General features: G+C 63.5%; 21 protein-coding genes and 1 tRNA gene. 6 read left to right on the top strand and 16 right to left on the bottom strand.

Annotation, left to right across the window (positions count from 1 at the left end; translation table 11 throughout):
* Nucleotides 1-148: 148 nt before the first annotated feature.
* Nucleotides 149-1087 carry an outer membrane protein assembly factor BamD gene (locus J0I47_RS00295; RefSeq protein ID WP_294044444.1) on the bottom strand — a complete coding sequence of 313 codons (939 nt, stop codon included), beginning with the start codon at nt 1085-1087 and terminating at the stop codon, nt 149-151.
* 138 nt (nt 1088-1225) lie between these two features.
* Between J0I47_RS00295 and J0I47_RS00290 the strand changes: the two genes are divergently transcribed.
* Together J0I47_RS00290 and J0I47_RS00285 are read left to right on the top strand one after the other, a co-directional pair.
* Nucleotides 1226-2050 carry a class I mannose-6-phosphate isomerase gene (locus J0I47_RS00290; RefSeq protein WP_294044443.1) on the top strand — a complete coding sequence of 275 codons (825 nt, stop codon included), beginning with the start codon at nt 1226-1228 and terminating at the stop codon, nt 2048-2050.
* A gap of 69 nt (nt 2051-2119) precedes the next feature.
* Entirely contained in the window at nt 2120-3292 is a 1173-nt protein-coding gene (locus J0I47_RS00285) for a glycosyltransferase (RefSeq protein ID WP_294044442.1), read from the top strand.
* 19 nt (nt 3293-3311) lie between these two features.
* Here the strand turns inward: J0I47_RS00285 and J0I47_RS00280 are convergent, their stop codons facing one another.
* The 5 genes from J0I47_RS00280 to yajC all read right to left on the bottom strand — a co-directional run bounded on the left by J0I47_RS00280 (nt 3312) and on the right by yajC (nt 7984).
* Nucleotides 3312-4550: a DUF3089 domain-containing protein gene (locus J0I47_RS00280; protein ID WP_294044441.1), complete on the bottom strand. Its 1239-nt coding sequence runs from the start codon at nt 4548-4550 to the stop codon at nt 3312-3314.
* A gap of 77 nt (nt 4551-4627) precedes the next feature.
* A complete protein-coding gene (locus J0I47_RS00275; RefSeq protein ID WP_294044440.1) occupies nt 4628-4999 on the bottom strand; it encodes an Mth938-like domain-containing protein in 372 nt (123 codons plus the stop codon).
* Nucleotides 4999-5946 carry a protein translocase subunit SecF gene (gene secF / locus J0I47_RS00270; protein ID WP_294044439.1) on the bottom strand — a complete coding sequence of 316 codons (948 nt, stop codon included), beginning with the start codon at nt 5944-5946 and terminating at the stop codon, nt 4999-5001. Before secF ends, J0I47_RS00275 begins: the two co-directional genes overlap by 1 nt.
* Before the next feature lie 104 nt (nt 5947-6050).
* Nucleotides 6051-7634 (bottom strand): protein translocase subunit SecD, encoded by a 1584-nt coding sequence (secD, locus tag J0I47_RS00265; RefSeq protein WP_294044438.1) that lies wholly within the window; start codon nt 7632-7634, stop codon nt 6051-6053.
* On the bottom strand, nt 7634-7984 hold the full coding sequence (gene yajC, locus J0I47_RS00260; RefSeq protein ID WP_294044437.1) for a preprotein translocase subunit YajC: 351 nt from the start codon (nt 7982-7984) through the stop codon (nt 7634-7636). The genes secD and yajC overlap by 1 nt, the downstream gene beginning before the upstream one ends.
* 223 nt (nt 7985-8207) lie before the next feature.
* On the opposite strand from yajC, the gene J0I47_RS00255 reads away from it, so the two are divergent.
* The 4 genes from J0I47_RS00255 to J0I47_RS00240 all read left to right on the top strand — a co-directional run bounded on the left by J0I47_RS00255 (nt 8208) and on the right by J0I47_RS00240 (nt 10247).
* Nucleotides 8208-8284, top strand: a tRNA-Pro gene (locus tag J0I47_RS00255).
* A gap of 192 nt (nt 8285-8476) precedes the next feature.
* Nucleotides 8477-8887 (top strand): hypothetical protein, encoded by a 411-nt coding sequence (locus J0I47_RS00250; RefSeq protein ID WP_294044436.1) that lies wholly within the window; start codon nt 8477-8479, stop codon nt 8885-8887.
* On the top strand, nt 8871-9398 hold the full coding sequence (locus J0I47_RS00245; RefSeq protein WP_294044435.1) for a hypothetical protein: 528 nt from the start codon (nt 8871-8873) through the stop codon (nt 9396-9398). The genes J0I47_RS00250 and J0I47_RS00245 overlap by 17 nt, the downstream gene beginning before the upstream one ends.
* 12 nt (nt 9399-9410) lie before the next feature.
* A complete protein-coding gene (locus J0I47_RS00240) occupies nt 9411-10247 on the top strand; it encodes a hypothetical protein (RefSeq protein ID WP_294044434.1) in 837 nt (278 codons plus the stop codon).
* A 216-nt stretch (nt 10248-10463) separates the two neighbouring features.
* Here the strand turns inward: J0I47_RS00240 and J0I47_RS00235 are convergent, their stop codons facing one another.
* From J0I47_RS00235 to J0I47_RS00190, 10 genes are all read right to left on the bottom strand, one after another.
* Nucleotides 10464-11015, bottom strand: coding sequence for a hypothetical protein (locus J0I47_RS00235; RefSeq protein ID WP_294044433.1), 552 nt, complete (start codon nt 11013-11015; stop codon nt 10464-10466).
* Nucleotides 11012-11692, bottom strand: a complete 681-nt coding sequence (locus tag J0I47_RS00230; protein WP_294044432.1) for a hypothetical protein — start codon at nt 11690-11692, stop codon at nt 11012-11014. Before J0I47_RS00230 ends, J0I47_RS00235 begins: the two co-directional genes overlap by 4 nt.
* The gene (locus J0I47_RS00225; RefSeq protein WP_294044431.1) at nt 11686-12078 is read right to left on the bottom strand and encodes a hypothetical protein; all 393 of its coding nucleotides are present in this window, start codon (nt 12076-12078) and stop codon (nt 11686-11688) included. The genes J0I47_RS00230 and J0I47_RS00225 overlap by 7 nt, the downstream gene beginning before the upstream one ends.
* A complete protein-coding gene (locus J0I47_RS00220; RefSeq protein WP_294044430.1) occupies nt 12078-12254 on the bottom strand; it encodes a hypothetical protein in 177 nt (58 codons plus the stop codon). Before J0I47_RS00220 ends, J0I47_RS00225 begins: the two co-directional genes overlap by 1 nt.
* Before the next feature lie 116 nt (nt 12255-12370).
* Nucleotides 12371-12946 carry a hypothetical protein gene (locus J0I47_RS00215; protein WP_294044429.1) on the bottom strand — a complete coding sequence of 192 codons (576 nt, stop codon included), beginning with the start codon at nt 12944-12946 and terminating at the stop codon, nt 12371-12373.
* Nucleotides 12947-13286: 340 nt separating this feature from the next.
* A complete protein-coding gene (locus J0I47_RS00210; protein WP_294044428.1) occupies nt 13287-14681 on the bottom strand; it encodes a DUF3987 domain-containing protein in 1395 nt (464 codons plus the stop codon).
* Nucleotides 14682-14690: 9 nt separating this feature from the next.
* Nucleotides 14691-14927 (bottom strand): DNA-binding protein, encoded by a 237-nt coding sequence (locus J0I47_RS00205; RefSeq protein ID WP_294044427.1) that lies wholly within the window; start codon nt 14925-14927, stop codon nt 14691-14693.
* Nucleotides 14928-15006: 79 nt separating this feature from the next.
* Entirely contained in the window at nt 15007-15360 is a 354-nt protein-coding gene (locus tag J0I47_RS00200; protein WP_294044426.1) for a hypothetical protein, read from the bottom strand.
* On the bottom strand, nt 15357-16691 hold the full coding sequence (locus tag J0I47_RS00195) for a tyrosine-type recombinase/integrase (protein ID WP_294044425.1): 1335 nt from the start codon (nt 16689-16691) through the stop codon (nt 15357-15359). Before J0I47_RS00195 ends, J0I47_RS00200 begins: the two co-directional genes overlap by 4 nt.
* Before the next feature lie 245 nt (nt 16692-16936).
* Entirely contained in the window at nt 16937-18319 is a 1383-nt protein-coding gene (locus J0I47_RS00190) for a putative 2OG-Fe(II) oxygenase (RefSeq protein ID WP_294044424.1), read from the bottom strand.
* Nucleotides 18320-18480: the final 161 nt, after the last annotated feature.

Here is an 18480-nt window from a genome sequence, read left to right as displayed (position 1 = left end):
GATACCGGCCGCGACGCTTCCATCACGCCGGGTCGCCCCCGCGCGCGACCTCCCGCGCCCCGTACTACCCGCGCCACCGAACCTCCTCTCGCGCGACGGCCTGCGCCGCCGGCGGGGATATCAGGTCGATGTCCTGTAGGAAAACGCCTTACTTCGGCAGGTTGCCGGCACCGCCGGTGTTGCTGGTCCCGGTCGAGCCGCGCCCTTCGTCCTTGGCGGCGACGCCCGGGGTGCCCGGCGCGACCGGCTGCGCATCCTTCATGCCGAGCGGGATCGCCGGCTCGCCGGCTGCCAGCGGCGCGACCGGCTTGTACGGATGCTTCTGCATCAGGTCGTAGGCGTGCTTGTACCAGTCGGTGCCGGGGTAGTTGGCGCCGAGCACCGCCGCCGCCTTCTGCGCCTGTTCGGGCACGCCGAGCGCCAGATAGGTCTCGGTCAACCGCATCAGCGCTTCGGGCGTGTGGGTCGTCGTCTGGTAATTGTCGATCACCGCGCGGAAGCGGAGCGTCGCCGCCAGCCATTGCCCGCGCGTCTCGTAGAAGCGACCGATCTCCATTTCCTTGCCGGCCAGGTGATCGCGGACCAGATCGATCTTCAACCGCGCGTCGGCGGCGTATTTGGAGGTCGGGAAACGCCGCACCACTTCGCCCAGCGCGTCCTGCGCCTGCTGCGTGATCTTCTGGTCGCGCGTCACGTCGGCGATCTGTTCGTAATAGCCGAGCGAGACGAGATAATAGGCATAGGCCGCGTCGCGGTTGCCCGGATGGACCGAGATGAAGCGCTGCGCCGCCTGGATCGATTCGGTGTAGCTGCGGTCCATGTAATAGCTGAACGCGCTCATCAGCTGCGCGCGGCGGGCCCAGATCGAATAGGGATGCTGGCGCTCGACCTCGTCGAACAGCTGCGCCGCTTCCTTGTAGCGGCCCTGGTCGAGCCGGCGCTTCGCCAGCGTGTAGAGTGTGCCGACGTCGCGCGCGACATAGGGCAGGTCGCCCTTCTTCAGGCCGCCCCGGCCGGCACAGCCCGCGACGGGAAGAATGGCGACAGCGGTCAGCGCGAGGACGATCGGACGATAGGAGATACGCATGGAAAGGTGCCTTAGCCGAGCGGCGGGGATGCGAACAATGGTTTTCGCTTGTGGCTTTTTCGCGGCAGCGTCAGGGGATCGCATCCGCTGGCCTGCGCGTTGGCGGGCCGCTATCTTCAATCAGGAGCACGATTGCCGATGACCGCGACCCTGTTGGCCACCAAGCGAGTCGAGAAACCGTGGGGTCGCCACGATCTGTGGCCCGGCTTCGCCAACCCCGCGCCCGATGCGCCGCCGATCGGCGAGATCTGGTTCCAGACGCCCGATGCCGGCAAGCCCGAACTGCTCATCAAATATCTGTTCCCCGGCGAGCGGCTGTCGGTGCAGGACCATCCGACCGATGCCGAGGCGCAGAAGGCCGGCTTCCCGCGCGGCAAGGACGAATGCTGGGTGATCCTCGACGCCGAACCGGGCGCGACGATCGCCATGGGCACGAAGGAGCCGACCACGCGGGAGGCGTTGCGCCAGGGCGCGGAGGACGGGTCGATCGTCGACATGCTCGACTGGAAACCGGTCAAGGCGGGCGATTTCCTCTACTGCCCCGCCGGCACGATCCACGCGATCGGCGGCGGCATCACGCTGGTCGAGACGCAGCAGAACGTCGACCTCACCTATCGCCTCTACGATTACGGCTCAGACCGCGAACTGCACCTGGACGACGGGCTGGCGGTCGCCGACCCCAACCCGATCACCCCGCAACCGATCGTCGGCGAAGTCGGCGAGGGTCGCACGATCCTGGTCGAAGGGCCGAAATTCGTGCTCGAACGCTGGGCGGGCGGCGATCGCGAGGTCACCTTGCCCGATGGCGTGACCGCCTGGCTGACACCGCTGAAGGGTGCGGGCGTAGCCGATGGCGTCGCGTGGCGCGCGGGCGAATGCGTCACCGTGACCGGGACCGCACATATCTATGCGGAGGCAGGCAGCGACATATTGTTCGCCTATCCCGGCGATCGGCGGATCTAACCCAGGATAGGTCGTATCCGCCGGACGGTTTCGTCCGCGTTAACCATTTCGCCGCTAAGGTGCGCCGTCATGCTGCGCGTCCTCACTTTGTCGACCCTGTTTCCCGATGCGACGCGGCGCAATTTCGGCATCTTCGTCGAGCGCCAGACGCTCGGGCTCGCCGCGCATCCTGACGTCGAGCTGCGCGTCGTCGCGCCGGTCGGTCTGCCGCCGGCGCCGCTGTCGCTGCGCGGGCGGCACGCGGCGCTCGCCAAGCTGCCGCTCGGCGAACAGTGGAAGGGGCTCGACGTCTATCGCCCGCGCTTCCTCGCGGTGCCGGGGACGGGCGGGCGGTTTCATGCCAGGTCGCTGACGCGCGCCCTGCTGCCGCTGCTCCGCGACCTGCGGCGCGAATTCGCGTTCGACGTGATCGACGCTTCGTTTTTCTTTCCCGACGGTCCGGCCGCAGCTGTCCTGGGCAGGGCGTTCGGCGTGCCGGTGTCGATCAAGGCGCGCGGCAGCGACATCCACCATTGGGGCAACGCCGCCGCGACAGCGCGCCAGGTGCGTAGCGCCGGGCTGGAGGCCGCCGGCCTGCTCGCAGTGTCGGACGCGATGAAGCGCGACATGGTGGCGATGGGCATGCCCGCCGACCGCATCCGTGTGCACCGCACCGGAGTCGACCTCGGCACCTTCGCGCCGCGCGATCGCGGTGCGGCCAAGGCGGCGCTAAAGGTCAACGGGCCGCTGATCGTTTCCAACGGCGCGCTGATCGAACGCAAGGGGCACGAGATCGTGGTCGCCGCGATGAAGTCACTGCCCAACGCGCGGCTGATGATCGCGGGCGAAGGCAACCGGCGCAGCGCTTTGACCGAGTTGATCGCCGAGCTCGGACTGCAAGATCGCGTGACATTGCTCGGCGCTGTGCCGCATGGCGAGATGGCCGAACTGCTCGGCGCGGCCGACGTGATGGCGCTGGCGTCCACGAGCGAGGGTCTCGCCAATGCCTGGATCGAGGCGCTGGCGTGCGGCACGCCGATCGTCATTCCCGATGTCGGCGGCGCGACCGAGGTCGTGACCGAGCGCGCCTATGGCCGGATCGTCGGCCGCTCGGCGGCCGGGTTCGCCTCGGGCATCGCCGCGGTGCTGGCCGATCGCACCCCGCAAGCGGCCGCCCGCGCGGGGGCGGAGCGCTTCACCTGGGCGGCGAACGCCGCCGGACTGTACGACCATCTGGCGGGGCTGGTCGCCGCGGCACGCTGACGACCGCGAGCGCCTTTCCTTACCGCCGCGACGCCGGCATCGGCGTCCCGCGCCATGCCGCCGCCTGACGCTCGCTGAGCGACACGAGGTTGCCCATCTCGACCGGCATGTCGATCAGGTGCAGGCCCCATTCCTTCGCGACCATCCCGTTAATCATCACGTCGCCGACGATCGTGTCGGTGCGCGGGTCCTTGGGATCGGCATTGACCGTCACGGCGAGGTAGTTGAACCCGCCGTTCGATACGCACTCGGTCGAGATCAGCCCGGGCACCGACACGAACGGCGTCGTCACCGGCGCGCCGTCGCTGGTCCACGGACCCATCGGCGCCGAGGCCAGCCCCGCCCCCTTCGCGCCGAAGATCGCATCGCTGACCACCTTGCCGCCACCGAGCGCCGCCGGATTGGTGCAGGCCGCAACCATGCCCGGGCGATCGGCGATCACGCCGAACCGGCTGTTGGCCGGCGGCGGCGAATCGGCGCGAAAGCTCGCATAGCTGACGAAGCAGCCGAACTGGTCGGTCGTCCGGCATGGCTTGGTCCGTTTGAAGTCGCCGCCCAACTCGCCGCCCGCCGGGACCGCGACGTTGGTGCCGATCAGATAGGCGGCAATCATGTTGCGGCGCATGTCGGGATTCTGCTCGATCGTGTCGGCGACGAGCTGCTTCAGGATGCCGGCGCCCTGGCTGTGCCCGATCAGCACGACGCCGCGCCCGCCGTTCGACCGCTTCCAGTAATCGTACCACGCCGCCTGCACGTCGAGGAAGGCGAGCCTGCGATCGGCCTGGGTCGCCTTGCCCGCCAGCATGTCGCGCAACGCGGTCAGCGTGACCTGGCGATACATCGGCGCATAGACGCGGCACTTCGACGTGAACCGCGCCGCCTGCGACGCCGCGACCGCGCGTTCCTCGTCACCGATGTTGAGGTCGCTGTTGGGTGTCGGGTCGAGCGACACCGTCGGATAGACGTAGAAGCAGTCGTAAGCGGGTTGCGGATCGGCCTTAAACCTGGCGATGCTGCGCCGGCCGTTGGCCTGGATGACGGTGACGGTCTGGTCGGCCGCACAGGCGTCCTTGCGACCCGGTCGGCACAGCCACGCATCGTCGTTGGTGTAGACCGGTGCCGGGATCGGCGCGTAGACCGGTGCGGCCGGCACCGCTTGCACTGCCGGAGCACCGGCCACCGGCGCAGGCACCGCCGTCGTCTGTGCCAGCGCTGGTGCCGCCGCCATCAGCGCACCGATCGTCAACCACTGTCGCATGCCAACCCCTCCCCAGGTGATTCCGTCGCGGGAAGCTTATCGCGCGCCACGGTGCGATCAAGCGTGCCGGTGCCGCGTCAGGCGATCGGGTAGAACGCCGCTACGATCCAGCGCCCCTCGCCCCGCAATACGCCCCAGGCGCGCGCGGCGGCGCGGCTGTCCATCGCCTCCAGCCCGATGCCGCGCACGGTCAGCGCCGCGACGAACGGCGGCGGCGGTCGCACCAGCGTCGCGCCGGTGCCGAGCAGCAGGAATTCGGGCTTCGGATCGAGCGTGAGGATCGCCGCCAGCGCCGCCTCGTCGAGCGCTACGAGCGGCGGCGGCGTCCAGCCATCGGCGCGCTGCGGCGTCAGCGTCAGTGCGCGATAGACGTTCTCGTCGACGCGAAATCCCTGCGGCGACATTCCGGCGACGACCGGCCCGTCGGCGCGGGCCCGGTCCATCCGCATCAGCCGACTCGCTCGCCGGCGGGCTTGCCGCGCGCATCGGCGACCGGCTCGGCCCGCAGGCCCAGCGTGATGAGCAGCGACGACGACACGTAGATCGACGAATAGGTCCCGACGAACACGCCCAGAATCATCGCCGCGGTGAAGCCGCGCAGCACGTGCCCGCCGAAGATCAGCAGCGAGAACAGCGCCAGCAGGATCGTCAGCGAGGTCATGACGGTGCGTGGCAGCGTCTCGTTGACGCTCAGGTTGATGATTTCACGCATATCCATCTTGCGGTAGCGGCGCATATTCTCGCGGATGCGATCGTCGATGACGATCTTGTCGTTGATCGAATAGCCGATGATGGTCAGCACGGCGGCGACGATATTGAGGTCGAACTCGAACTGCGTCAGCGCGAAGAAGCCGAGCGTCATCAATACGTCGTGCAGGATCGCGACCCCGGTCGACACGCCGAACTGCCATTCGAAGCGGAAGATCGCGAAGAGGCAGATGCCGATCACCGCGAGCACCACGGCGAGAACGCCGTTACGGATCAATTCGCCCGAAACCTTGCCGGAAACGGTCGATTGGCGTTGAAACGACGAGCCCGGGAAGTCCTTCGCGAGCTCGTTGGTGACCTTGGTCACCGCCACGTTGGTCGCGTCCTCGCCGCCCTGCTGCACCGGCAGGCGGATCGACAGGCGGTTGGGATCGCCGAGCTGTTGCAGCGCGGCGTCGCCCAGGCCGAGGCGATCGACCGAACTCCGCACCTGGTCGACGCCCGGCGGCGTCGCGAACTTGTATTCGATCATCAGGCCACCGGCGAAATCGACGCCCATGTTGAGGCCCTTCAGCGGCACCAGCGCGATCGCCGCCAGCGTCAGCAGCGCGGTAAGTCCGAACGCCCAGTAGCGCAGGCGGACGAAATCGATGTTGGTGTTGTCGGGAACGATCTTGAGCAGGCGCATAATCTAACCCGTCACCCCGGCGGAGGCCGGGGTCGTTATGTTGCAAGGGGCCGGCCGAAACGCGGCGGCCCCGGCCTGCGCCGGGGCGACGATGATGGGAGCGGTCATATGTTGATGGTCTGCGGACGGTTCTTCCGCAGCCAGAGGACGACGAGCATCCGGGTGAAGGTGACGGCGGTGAACACGCTGGTCGCGATGCCGATCAGGAGGACGACCGCGAACCCCTTGACCGGGCCCGAGCCGAGCAGGAACATGATGACGCCCGAAATGGCGTGCGTCATGTTCGCCTCGAAGATGGTGCGGCTGGCTTCCTTGTAACCCAGTTCGACCGACTGGATCACGCTGCGCCCGCGCCGGCGTTCCTCGCGGATACGCTCGTTGATGAGCACGTTCGCGTCCACCGCGGTGCCGATCGTCAGCACGAAGCCGGCGATGCCCGGCAGCGTCAGCGTCCCGTTGATGACCGCCAGCACGCCCATGATGACCAGCACGTTGATGACCACCGCCCAGTCGGCATAGATGCCGAACCGGCCGTACGTCGCCAGCATGAACAGCACGACCAGCACGACCGCGATGATCGACGCCTTGATCCCGGCGTTGATCGAGTCCTTGCCGAGGTCGGGACCGACACTCGATTCCTCGACCACCTTCAACGGCACGGTCAGCTTGCCCGACGACAGCGCGATCGCCAGCGTGTTGGCCGAGGCGACGGTGAAGCTGCCCTCGATATAGCCGGAGCCGCCCAGGATCGCGGAGTTGATGCGCGGCGCCGAGATCACTTCGCCGTCGACCACCACGGCGAAGCGCCGGCCGATATTGACCTGCGTCACCTGCGCGAACTTCTTGCCGCCGACGCTGTCGAAGCTGAAGTCGACGATCGGGCTGTTGTCCTCCTGCTTGTACGCCTGCTTGGCCGAGGTCAGCTGGTCGCCGGTGATGACCGCCTGGCGCTGGACCAGGATTTTCGAGCCCGGCGGGCCTTCCTTGTACGGCAGCACCTCGTCGTCGGGCGGCACGACCATGCCCGGCGTGTAGGGCCGTTCGTCGACCATCTTGAACTCGAGCTTGGCGGTCTTGCCGAGCAGTTCCTTCAGCGCGGCGGGGTCCTTCAGGCCCGGGACCTGGACGATGATGCGGTTGCCGCCCTGCTGCTGGATGGTCGGCTCGCGCGTGCCGAGCTTGTCGATGCGCGTGCGCACGACCTCGGTCGCGGAGTTCATCGCATCCTTGATGAGCTGGTCGGTACCCGCCTTGGTCGGGGTCAGCACGAAGGTCGACGAATTGACGACGGCGATGTCCCACACGCGCTGGCCGGTCATGCCCGCGCCGCCGCCGGTGATCGAGAGCAGCCGCTGGCGCGCATCTTCGAGCTGGCCGACATTCTGCAGCATGAAGCTGACCTTGCCGCCGTCGGTCGAGACCGTCCCCGTCTTGATCGCGGGCGCGCGGCGCATCTCGTTGATGACGTCCTGCGCTTTGTTGTTCACCAGCGTCTTGATGAGGTCGTCGGTATTCGCCTCGAGCAGCAGGTAGCTGCCGCCGGCGAGGTCGAGACCCAGGTTGATGCGGGGATGGACCGGCCAACCCTTGGTCTGGTCCTCCGAAAAGAAGCTCGGCACCGCCAGCGCGCACAGCGCCACCAGCACCGCGACGATCGACCAGACCTTCCAGCGCGGGAAATCGAGCATCAGTCGTTGGCCGGCTTGTTCGACACGGGCTGGATCACTTCGGTGATGGTCGCCTTGACCACCTGGATCTTCACGCCCTGCGCCACTTCGAGCTCGACATAGGGGTCGGCGACCTTGCTCACCTTGCCCAGGATGCCGCCCGACGTGATGACCTGGTCGTTCTTCTTGATCGCCGCCAGCGAATCACGCAGCGCCTTGGCGCGCTTCTGCTGCGGGCGGATCATCAGGAAGTAGAAGACCACGCCGATCAGCAGCATCTGCATCAGGAACATCGCGGTTCCGCCGAACGCATCGGCGGCGGGGGCCGGCGCGGTCGCGGCGGCTTGGGCGTAAGCGGAAGGAATGAGCATCGTCGTCCTGATTCGATAAGGCGGGTCCGGCGCGTTCCCCCGAAAAACCCGGATATACCAGGCGCCGGCATCAAGCGCCGCGCGCTATCACCATGCGCGCGGCCACGCAACCGGCGTGCCGTGTCCGCCGCACGGCACGCGGCGCGCTACCGCTTGCATCCCCGCCCCCGACGCCCTAGACGCCCGCCTTCCGAAGCCGCCTCGACAGGCGGCCTCGCCTGGTCGGGGCGTAGCGCAGCCTGGTAGCGCATCACACTGGGGGTGTGGGGGTCGCAGGTTCGAATCCTGTCGCCCCGACCAATTTCAGAGAGCAAAAACAACAAATTAGCAGCGACGCCCGCGCTGTGGTCGCCGAAACGGCTCTTACGGGTAGCATATGGGTAGCAGTTGCGCTTGTCGCGCTACCCGCCGAAACCTTGGAAAGATTCGGCCTCGCACTTACCTTCGTCGCGCGTCGAAATGCCGCTTCAAACAGCGAACGGGGGTGCTGCAATGCTCGATACGTGGGGCGATCACGCCGATATCGGTATCCGGACGAACGACGACGAGGCGAGCGATGCGTTGTGGGCATTCGCCAACAAGGCCGAGGCGGATGGCGACGATAGCTTTAGCATCACCGAAGACCTAAATAAGTCGGCGGCGCTCACCGAAGCCCATCAAATTTGGATCATCGTCAACGACGCCGCGAAAACAGGGCTATTGCTGGCGGGCATCTACCGCACATTGAAGCCGTTCGCAAAGAAGGGCGGCAAATTCTCGCTGAAATTCGATGGCGCACTGAAAATCAGTCGGGACGAACAAGACCGGCTCCGCGAAATCGGTTGCGAAATATCGATCGAAACGGACAGTAAGGTGCCGAGCGACGAAGCCCCGAAGGAATTGGAAGATGGCCGAAGCCAGTAGCGCCGATCGTTGGGCGACAATCAGCCATAAGTTCAAGGCCGTGTTAGAACGCGGCGGCGACGAACGTTTGGTGCATTATCGGATCGCGGCGGTGCTTCGACACGAAGTCGCACAAAGCTGCGGTTGCGACGAATCTAGCATCTATTTCTACAAATTCGATCATGGCCCAACGCCCGAATATGATCGCTATGAGCGCGTTGACAGCCCACATGATGCCGTCACGTCCAGCGAACAGGGCAAAACGATTGGGCTTGGTATCCAGCTTGAGGCCGGTCCCGCCGTGTTGCCGAACGTTGTCATCGTTTGGCCGATCGATATCGATCGCGACGGGACGGAACTAACCCTGAATTCGCCAATGATGAACGGCGCGCTTTCATTCGACATGAAGGACGACGCGAAGCTACTTGCCGCGATGAAATCGATCGCGGAAGACACATACGGCCATATCTGCGATGCGCTCGATTTTTGGACGAATGGCGGTCGTCCACCGAAGCGGATCGGCTTCGGCTAACTGGCTCGTGCCATGCTCAATATTCCACCGATCATTGAACGCATCACGGCTTTGCTCGATCAGGATACCGATCAAAGCGTCACGTATGCCGCGCTCGAAGCACGCCTTGCGCTAGAGAAGGTGTGCTACGACCGACTTCGCCAGCGTCACGACTACATATCCCACGATCAGCTTAAAAAGTGGCAACCCGGCCAGATCGTCAACACGCTAATGACCGACGTTGACGAAAACGTCACCGAAACCATGACCCTAATGGTTGGTCGCAATCCGGACGTTAAGCCCGAAGATGACGATTTCGTGGAAGTCGGAACGGAAATTGGCTTCGATCCGAAACGCATCTCGAAAATGTGGCAAGCACTTGCAAAACTGGCGCTACACGTCCGTGTTCCCAAAAACCGAGACGATGCCATTGCCGACTACGGCGACAAAACCGCTATTCGTGCGAAGGTGGAGGAAGTCGTTGAGGAACTTCGCCGTCTCGCAAAGGGAACGATGACCTTTAGCGGCATCGGCATGGAAGTCTCATTTGATTGCCCGGCATGCGGCGAAAAGAACAAGCGTCGGGCAAAACTGTTACGTCACGGCCAACAAATTCATTGCATCAATCCGAATTGCAAACTGACTTGGAAGACGGAAAAGCAGGGCGAAGATTTCTATTTTGAACCGCAAACCATCGACGTGAATTGCGAGTCTTGCCGCGCCGAATGCCATTTGCCTTGGCGTTATTTCATGGAAATGAAGCATGACGAAGTTGGCTCGTTCTCATGCTCCTGCGGTCACAAAAACTACGTCAAATGGGAACTCGCGCAAGTGCGGCCGAACAGCGAAAACGAACCAGCGTCAACGTAATTGCTACCCATATGCTGCCCACAATGTTCGAAGCGGCGGTGATCGGCAGCGAACCTTTGAAAACACGCCGAAAATTCGTCTTTTCCGACCCGCGACCTTCGCATCATTGATGTTGCGGTCGCCTCTAAGACGAAATAGCCGCCCGGTTCGGTGCAACCGGACGGCTACTCCCCCGCTGCGTCGGATAGCGAAGGACCACTATCGCGCGACGAAGCCTTAGAATCGATCGCTGCCGACGAAACCGGCGGGCATGGGGTCGGTCGGCATGTCTGGGTCGGCGGCGCCGGGCTTGGGCGCAAAGGGGAGCCGATGCCCTAGGACATATTGCGCGTTGGCGTTGAGCGGCCACAGGGGCACCGCCAGCACCGGGAAGGCGTCTAGGTCGATCGCCAGCCCCGCCCGCGCCACCGCCTCCCCGATCGGCTCTCGCGGGTCGATCAAGGGCACAAGGCCGAAGGGCGGCAGCTTGCCGTCGTTCACCAACCATAGCACGTGCGATAGTCGCTGATCGCCGCGATCCTGCGTCGCGGGGGCGCCGGTTTCGAAGTCGGCAAACGACATGCCCACACAAGCTTCGTCGCTCACGAAGAACGGCAATGCGTCGGGGTGATAGTCAACGACCGGCGGCGGTTCGGCGAAGTTTGTGGGCACGATCGCGGCGAACTGCCCGATCAACAGCTTGTCGCCGAGCGGCGTCCAACCTTGGCGCGAGTTTCGGTCGAACCAACCGGCGAGCGCGGCAAGGCGCTGTTGTGCGAGCGCATTCATTCGACGTGCGTCCGTTCGTAAGCCATCGCTGCACCGCGCAGATAGAACGACGAATGCGCGTCCTTAATCACACCGTCATAGCGATCGGCAACGGTTCGAAGGGCATCGGCCCGCCCAAGTTCGGCGTCGGCTTCGGGAATATGCGCTAAAAGGCCGTGCGACGCGAAGTTCAATCGAACTTCATCGCTCATCCCCAAAAGATAGCCTTCGTTGGAATGGATCACCGCCGCCAGTTCGAAATCCTGCTTGATTGCCTTGTCGATCGCCACTTTGCCGTTGGCAGGATCGCGATACTTTTCCGCAACCCATGCGTGCTTCAAATTGTGGAAAAACGATCGGGATGGGTCGAGCGTGAACTTGTCGGCGATCATCGCCCTTGCGGCAGCTTCGACCTTATCGGCTTCGGTGCGCAAGCCGTCACGCGATTTGGCGAGCGTCGCGCCAAGCGCATCGGCTTCCTGCATCGCCCGATGATTTCGAGCGGCGACGGTGCGACCTTCGTCTTTGGCAACCCGAACGACTACATCGACGGCCTTAGCCATCGCATCATTCGCCGCCTGAATAAGCCGTCGCGGTTCGTTGCTGTATTCGTCGGGCTTCCCCAACGACGCATGGCGCCCGGTCGGGACTTGCATCCGCTCGACAAAACGAAGCGCGGTATCGTTGCGATTTAGCATTTCGGCCTCCAATTCCCCGGCGCGTCGATCGACGCTTTCGACGGGGCAGTTTTCCAATATCGGGCTAGGTGCGGCGGCACGTCGGCGACGGGCGTAACGACGGGCGCGCGGCGCTCGCTTTGCGCGGCTTGCACAACGGCACGTTGCGATAATTCGAAGCGGGTTTCGTAGATCGCTTCTTCGTCCGGCGTGCGCGGCTTTGAGGGCAGGATAAGCAGCGCGTGATTTGCCGGGCGGTGCGGATACTGTTCGGCGAAACGCGCCAAGGCTTCGGCCTTGGTTTCGTTGATGCCCACAAACAGGACGCGCGGGATCGGCCCCTTGTCGTCGGCCCCGCCGTTGCTTTCCGCCCGACTCAACCGGCCTTTGATGCCCCGAAGCGTCATCAGCCCCGCGCCTCGATCGCGTCGAGTCGGCGCTCGATTTCCGTCGTCTCGATCGCGCGCACGATCAGCGACAGCATGTTCGCCCATTTGCTCGCGTGATCGACCGATATCATCTGCGACCGGCTCTCCCGGTAGATGCGTTGCATCTCACGGCGCACGTCCGTCGCGGTGTCCAAGCGGCACCGATACCGCCGGGGGGCGGGGGTCGGCGCGGGAGGCGCTGTTTCCTGCGATTTTTGCGAAGTCCAAGACACGATATTCAGCCAGTTAGAGCCTAATTCCGTCCCTTTTATCAAGCCGACTCGGAAGTATTGTCAAGCGAGATCGTGAATATTCCTGCCCTTGGCCTAGCTAATTCCCGCTCTAGCGTGTCATCAGCAACCAATAATGCATCGTATCCATAACCTAGACTTCGAAGCTTGCGTCGAATATCGCTTCGAACGTTCGGCAATTTTGCGGCAGCTAACTTTATTACTCCGTTTAGAATGCAGTTTTGTCTATGATCGATCTTCGAAAGTTCATTCAGATACGTGAGCCGTAGAATGGAATTGTATTGCGGGAAATAATCCCGCTGAAACTGCATTAGCTGCGCCGTGCAAGCGACCCGGTTACGCTTCGAACGAATTTTCGCGAGCGAGCCGTGAAGATCGAACAGGAAGCACTCCGTTCCGACGCGCTCATCGTGAAATATGAATGTCGTCGCGCCCCGGCTCATGGTCGCGCATCGCATGATATAGTCATATGCAAGGCGATCGTTGGCCCGCTCCGGTTCGCAATCCCTGTTGCGAACAAGCCGATCTTCGTTGCGGTCGAGCAAATCCGAAATGATCGAATGCGCCTTGTCATTGAACTGAATATCGTTGGTCATGTCGAATGCCTCGAATTAATTGCTACCTATATGCTGCCCACAATTCGGCGGCGATCACGCGCACTCCGCAAGCGTTTGAAACTTCGCGAGAATCGCCGAACAATGAACCGCATAGTCGCACACCATGCGTGCGGTGGTCGGCGAAATAAGAGAGCGGTAAGAAATCCATTGGACAGCTAAACTACTGTAATACCTTATCTTTTACTTCATTTAAGAATATAAGAAGATAAGAGACAGTTGAGCAGCAAGGCGCCGGGTCGGGGGCGGTGGGGTCCGATTGCTCTATCTTCTTACGTTCTTAAATGGCGGATTTCTGCGGTTTTCGGCTCTTATGCCCAGTCTACGGCGACCGAAGCATGGCATTGAAAGCGTCGAAGTCGTTGACGATGAATGTGCGCGCTCTTGTGCCGAATGTCGCAAGCGTCTGTTCGGTTGAGAATTCTTGGATCACCGCCGAAGTGTGGGCGAGACTGTGCAACACCCGTTCGATTGCCTTCGTGCGCCCAATTTTATCATCGAATGCGGGAAGGTTGCGGACACGCTTCGATATGTAAGTTTGCGTGAAGGCGCCGATGTTGTGCATTTCTTCGGATACACCGTAGTTGGCGAACCGCTTGAACTCGCCATGTTGATATTCGTGTATGCACCGTAGAACGGCTTGTTCCTGCTTCGCCTCGTTTCCGGCAACGACACCAATGTCGCCGCTATCGAACCGGACGATAAGCCGAGCGATATCGCGTTCGATCTGTGCGGTTGCCCACATTGCGATATCGAGCGTGACGATCGGATTTTCGAAATCGCCCCCTACGGCAATCAGACCGGCAAGCTTGACCGCCTTCATGTGGGCACGACTATACAATTCGCGGTTTACGTCATTGGTGGCTTCGTCGTGCCGTTCGTCGCAATACAAATCGAAGCGATCTAGGTATTCTTCGGCGTCCGAAGCCATCGTGACATGCGTAACGGAATTGTTCTGATTTGCGCTGGCGCAATAACTCATCAAATTTGCGATGCGCTCTAGCATAGCTAGTTCGGGGCGAACCTTGTCAGCCTCCTTGTTGCGTGCGGGGCGCTTGCCTTTGAACTCCATGATTATGAAGCGCGGAAGCAAGCCATTGGTTATCATCGCTTCGCTTAGGTTTTCGAAGAAGGTGCTAGGCGTGCTTTCGCAAAGGAATGAGACAGCGGGCGCGACGATCGCGGCGGTATCCCGTTCTTTCTCGCTATAGACCGTTTCGCCCAATACCCGGCCTTCGCCGCTCTTGTTGTATAAGTCCAACATCACGCGAAGCAGCGCGGCGTCGGCGGCGTTCACGCGCGGTTGCGCCATTTGGGCAAAGCGAAGTCCGAATTCGCCGACGATCGAAACGAACGATGGCGGCTTTCGACGCGACAAAGTTCGCAAAAGACCTTGACCCGATGCCATATCGGACGGTCCAACGAAACTTGCCGCGTGAGCCGACCCGAACGGGTTTCCCGGCGACGGTTTCGTTAGCGCGCTGATGATTTGCCCGATACCGGATGCGGCGGCTTCCTTGCCCATTCCAGTGTCAGCTAGGACTAGGACATATTGGTTTAGCCCGGTCCCGTTCACATTGTGGGAACGACCGACGATACCGGCGACAAAACCGATAGCGCCCGCAAGGGCGACTTCTTCGATCTGGCGCGGCGCAGCAGCGTAAATGAACTGCGCCACTTCGCCGACCAATCCGGGCGGCGGCGTTACGTCGGACATTGGGCGTTCCTATGCGGCGCTACGCGCGGAGCCGACTTCGGCGGTCGATCGGCCCGGCGCCGACATGCGCGACGCTGCCCACGCATCTAGGTCCGCCGCCGTATAGACCGGCCAGCGCCCGATTCGCCGGAACACCGGCCCGCCGCCGATCACCGCCAGCTTGGCAAGCGTGTTGGCCGAGCCGAAGCCGTATCGCTCCTTGAGATAGTCCGCCGCCTTGTCGCGGCGCATACAAGCGGGTTCCATACTGCCATCTCCTTGAATGCGCCGGGGTGGCGCGAGATGGCTTCGGATATCCGGCCCCGATCGGCCCTACAGGGGGGAATTAATTCGGATCGCGGATTTGCAGCGACCATCCCAACACGTCATTGATGTGCCGCTTCGTCGCGTTCATTTCTTGACGCTGCACGATCGGTTGCGCGCGACGATTGCGGCCCCGGTCCTTCGATGCGCGAGCGGCGCGAATGCTAACCGGCTCGACTTCGGCAATCGCATGTAGTTCTTCTTCGACGGTTGCGATGAAGTCGCGAAAGCCTTCATCGCTGCCAATGCGCGCCGGGCGCAATGCGGTAGCAGCTTCGCGCACGTCGGCGAATTGACCGGCTAGGATCGCGCGGGCGGCGGCGATGGCTTCGGCACGTCGTTTCGTGCCAACCGGCCTTCCGCGCTTCGCGGTCACGACGCAGCCTTAAGCGGGACGACGTTCGATTGGCGCGCGATCTTGTCGGAAAGCGGCGTCGCGACCCGGTTCGCGGCGGCACGCAACGCCGTTTCGGCGAAGTGCGTGTAGCGCGCCGTCGTGGCGGTTTGGCTATGGCCTAGCAGCTTGCCCACAACGGACAGGCTGATGCCGTCCAACGCGGCGTGCGACGCGAAGGTGTGGCGGATATCGTGAAGCCGCACTTTGCCAAGGCCAGCGTGGGCAATGATTTGCGCCCAAGGCCGCTTCAAGTCGGTGCGGTGTTCATTTTCGCCTTCGCCTTCGATGACGTAGGGATGGCCCTTCGTGGCGGTCTTGCGGAGCGTATCGAGGATTTCGCGGGCGAAGTCGGAAAGCACGACGACGCGCTTCTTCGTCTTCGTAACAGGCAGATACAGGAAGCCGTTTTCGGCGTCATAGAATTCCCACTTGAGCGTCAACACTTCGCCCGATCGCATTCCGGTTGCGAGCAACAGCCGAATGGCGGCGATGGCGTGCGGCGACATTTTCGGGGCGCGGCGCGTGTCGGCGTCCTTGGCGCGATGCTTGGCCTTGGCGCCTTCCCGCAACGCCCACGGCAAGCCGGCGTGTTCGGCTTCGTGCATCGTGGCGCCGAGCCGATCGATTTCGTCGGCGCTAAGGTAGCGTTCGTTCTCGTTGTCCTTGGCGATCTTCACGGTGCCGCGCGGGTTCTTTTCGAGATACTTTTCGCCAACCGCGTAGGTGAATACGCCGCTCAACACGCGGGCCGTGCGACGGGCAACGCCAGCGCCGCCGCGAACGCCGGGACGTTCGCCCTTCTTCGTCACGATCGTTGTTGCCGTCTTGCCCTTCTCAACGTCGCGCATGAACGCCTTGAAATCGGCGTCGGTAACGTCGCTGATCTTCTTCGAACCGAGCAACGGCTTAACGTGGTTATCAAGCGCGGCCTTGTCGGTATCGACGGTCGATGCGCGCTTATTCCCGCAACCGCGTTCGATATATTCGTCGCATAGTTCGGCGACAGTCAGTTCGGCTTTCTTCTTTTTCTCCGCTGCGGCAGGATCGATGCCATCGCGCGCAACGCGCAAAAGCTTGTCTCCCCGATCCCATGCTTCATCAACGGTAAGCCCGCCGGGACCATACTTACCGATGTTCTGTTTGCGGACGGTGCCAACCCCGCCAATGCGGTATTGAATGATGAACACCTTGCGACCGCTGGGGCGCACGCGACAGCCGAAGCCTGACAGCTTGCCGCACCATTCGACGTAATCCTTGTCGCGCGGTTCGAGCGCATCAACGACCGTCTTCGTTAGCTTCGACCTTGCCATGTGGGCATCGCTCCGGGCATCAAATGGGCATCAGATTTCGGTAATCTGGTGCCACTGGACGCCATCGGTTGTAAAGGCCGGTAGTTCAAAAACGGCGGAAATCCGTGGTTAACGGCATCTGGCGTAAATTTGGGTAACGCCCGGAAAACTCGCTGGCCCGCACTGGGGGTGTGGGGGTCGCAGGTTCGAATCCTGTCGCCCCGACCAAATATTTGGCGGACAGGCCCGCGTTACTCATCCTGGCATCATCCGGCGGCGGGCACCGCGACGTCGAAAGCTATCGTCAACCGCTCGCCCGTCGCGAAGGGCAGCGTGGCGTGCCATGTCGTCGAGGGGAACAGGACCAGCCTCGCCGGGGCCGGTTCGACGCGGTGGATTGGCGGCAAATCCAGTCCGAGCTCCAGCGGTGGCGTGCCGAAAGCGAGGTGGCCGGCATGGGGGTCGGGGTCGCCTGCGGTATCGGGCAGGTCGAGATAGAATGCCGAGCTGATCCATCCGCGGCTGTGCGTGTGCGGCGCGTGGTGGCCGTCCCCGCGCAGGAGCACCGACCAGCTACCCTCGAACAGCATCGTGTCGCGCGCCGGCCCGAGCAACGGATGGCCGGGGAGCATCGGCGGCAGCGCCGCGATATAGTCGGCGACCGCCGTCCCCACGCGTCCGCGCGCGCGCTGGATCGTCGGATCGTGGTGGAAGAACAGGTTGCGCTCGGTCTGGATGCCGCCACGGACCGATTGCTCGAGGTGGCGGCGGCCGGTCGCGAGCAATCCGCGGACGGTGGCCGCGAGGGCGGCTCGCTCCGCCGGCGGCATCTCGATGTCGGTCGCCGCGATATAGGCAGTGCCGCCATCGAACCACGTTGCGCGCGAATCGTCCATCAGTCGCCAGGCCAGCGACAGATACGGCCAGAAGGTGCGCGCGGCCGGCCCGTCGATCCGTGCCAGCGCGATCGCCTCGGCCCGATCGGGGCGAGCGTTGCGCAACCAGAAGCGCACGCGGCACAGGTCGAGCCCGGGGTCGTCGACGCCCGCCGCCGCGTCGAACAGCCGGGGATCGGTCGCCGCTTCGTCGGATTCGCTGGCCAGGAAGATCGCGCAGAGATCGAGCGCGCGCTGCCGCCCCGCTTGCGCGGTCGCCTGCGCGAGCACGCGCCGCGCGCCGGCCCAGTCGCGCGCCGTCGCCAGCAGGCGAAACCAGGCAAGCCATAGCGGCAGGTGCGTCGGCACGACCCGCGTCGCCGCGGCGAAACTGCGGTCGAACGCGTCCGCCGCCGCACCGTGCCGCAATTGCGCGAGTTGCAGATGACCGTCCACCCATGCCGGGTGACGCGTCACGGTCGCTTGCAGCAAGGCGTCCGCGGCATCGTGCCGCCCCTCGACGGCAAGCGCCGCGGTCAGCCCGCCGATCGCGTTGGGATCGTCGGGCGCCAGTTCGGTGACGCGCGCGAACAAGGCGGCGGCGGGGCGCCAGCTTTCCCAGTGGATGCGCGCCTGCGCCAGCGCGATCGCGGCGTCGTCGGGCGCCAGCGCCGCCGCGTCGTCGATCGTGGCGACCGCCTCCTCAATCCGCTGCGTCGCGCGGAAGGCGAATCCCTGCCTCAGCCGGTCGCGCGCCGCATTGGTCACCGGCACGGCATCCCTTTGCGGACAGAGTGGTGTGGCGTTCGATCCGAAACCAGGCGGATCGGCCGGATACTCGGCATTGTCATCGGCCCCTCCCCCTGCCCCCGGAATCCAAGCAAAATAGCCACTTGGCCGAACTCTGCAATCCTTTGCGAAAACCACTTGCAATC

It is taken from the genome of Sphingomonas sp. (assembly GCF_017304635.1).
GTDB lineage: Bacteria > Pseudomonadota > Alphaproteobacteria > Sphingomonadales > Sphingomonadaceae > Sphingomonas.
Note: the sequence above shows the minus strand (reverse complement) of the source record. Positions and strands in the feature narration are given on the sequence as shown.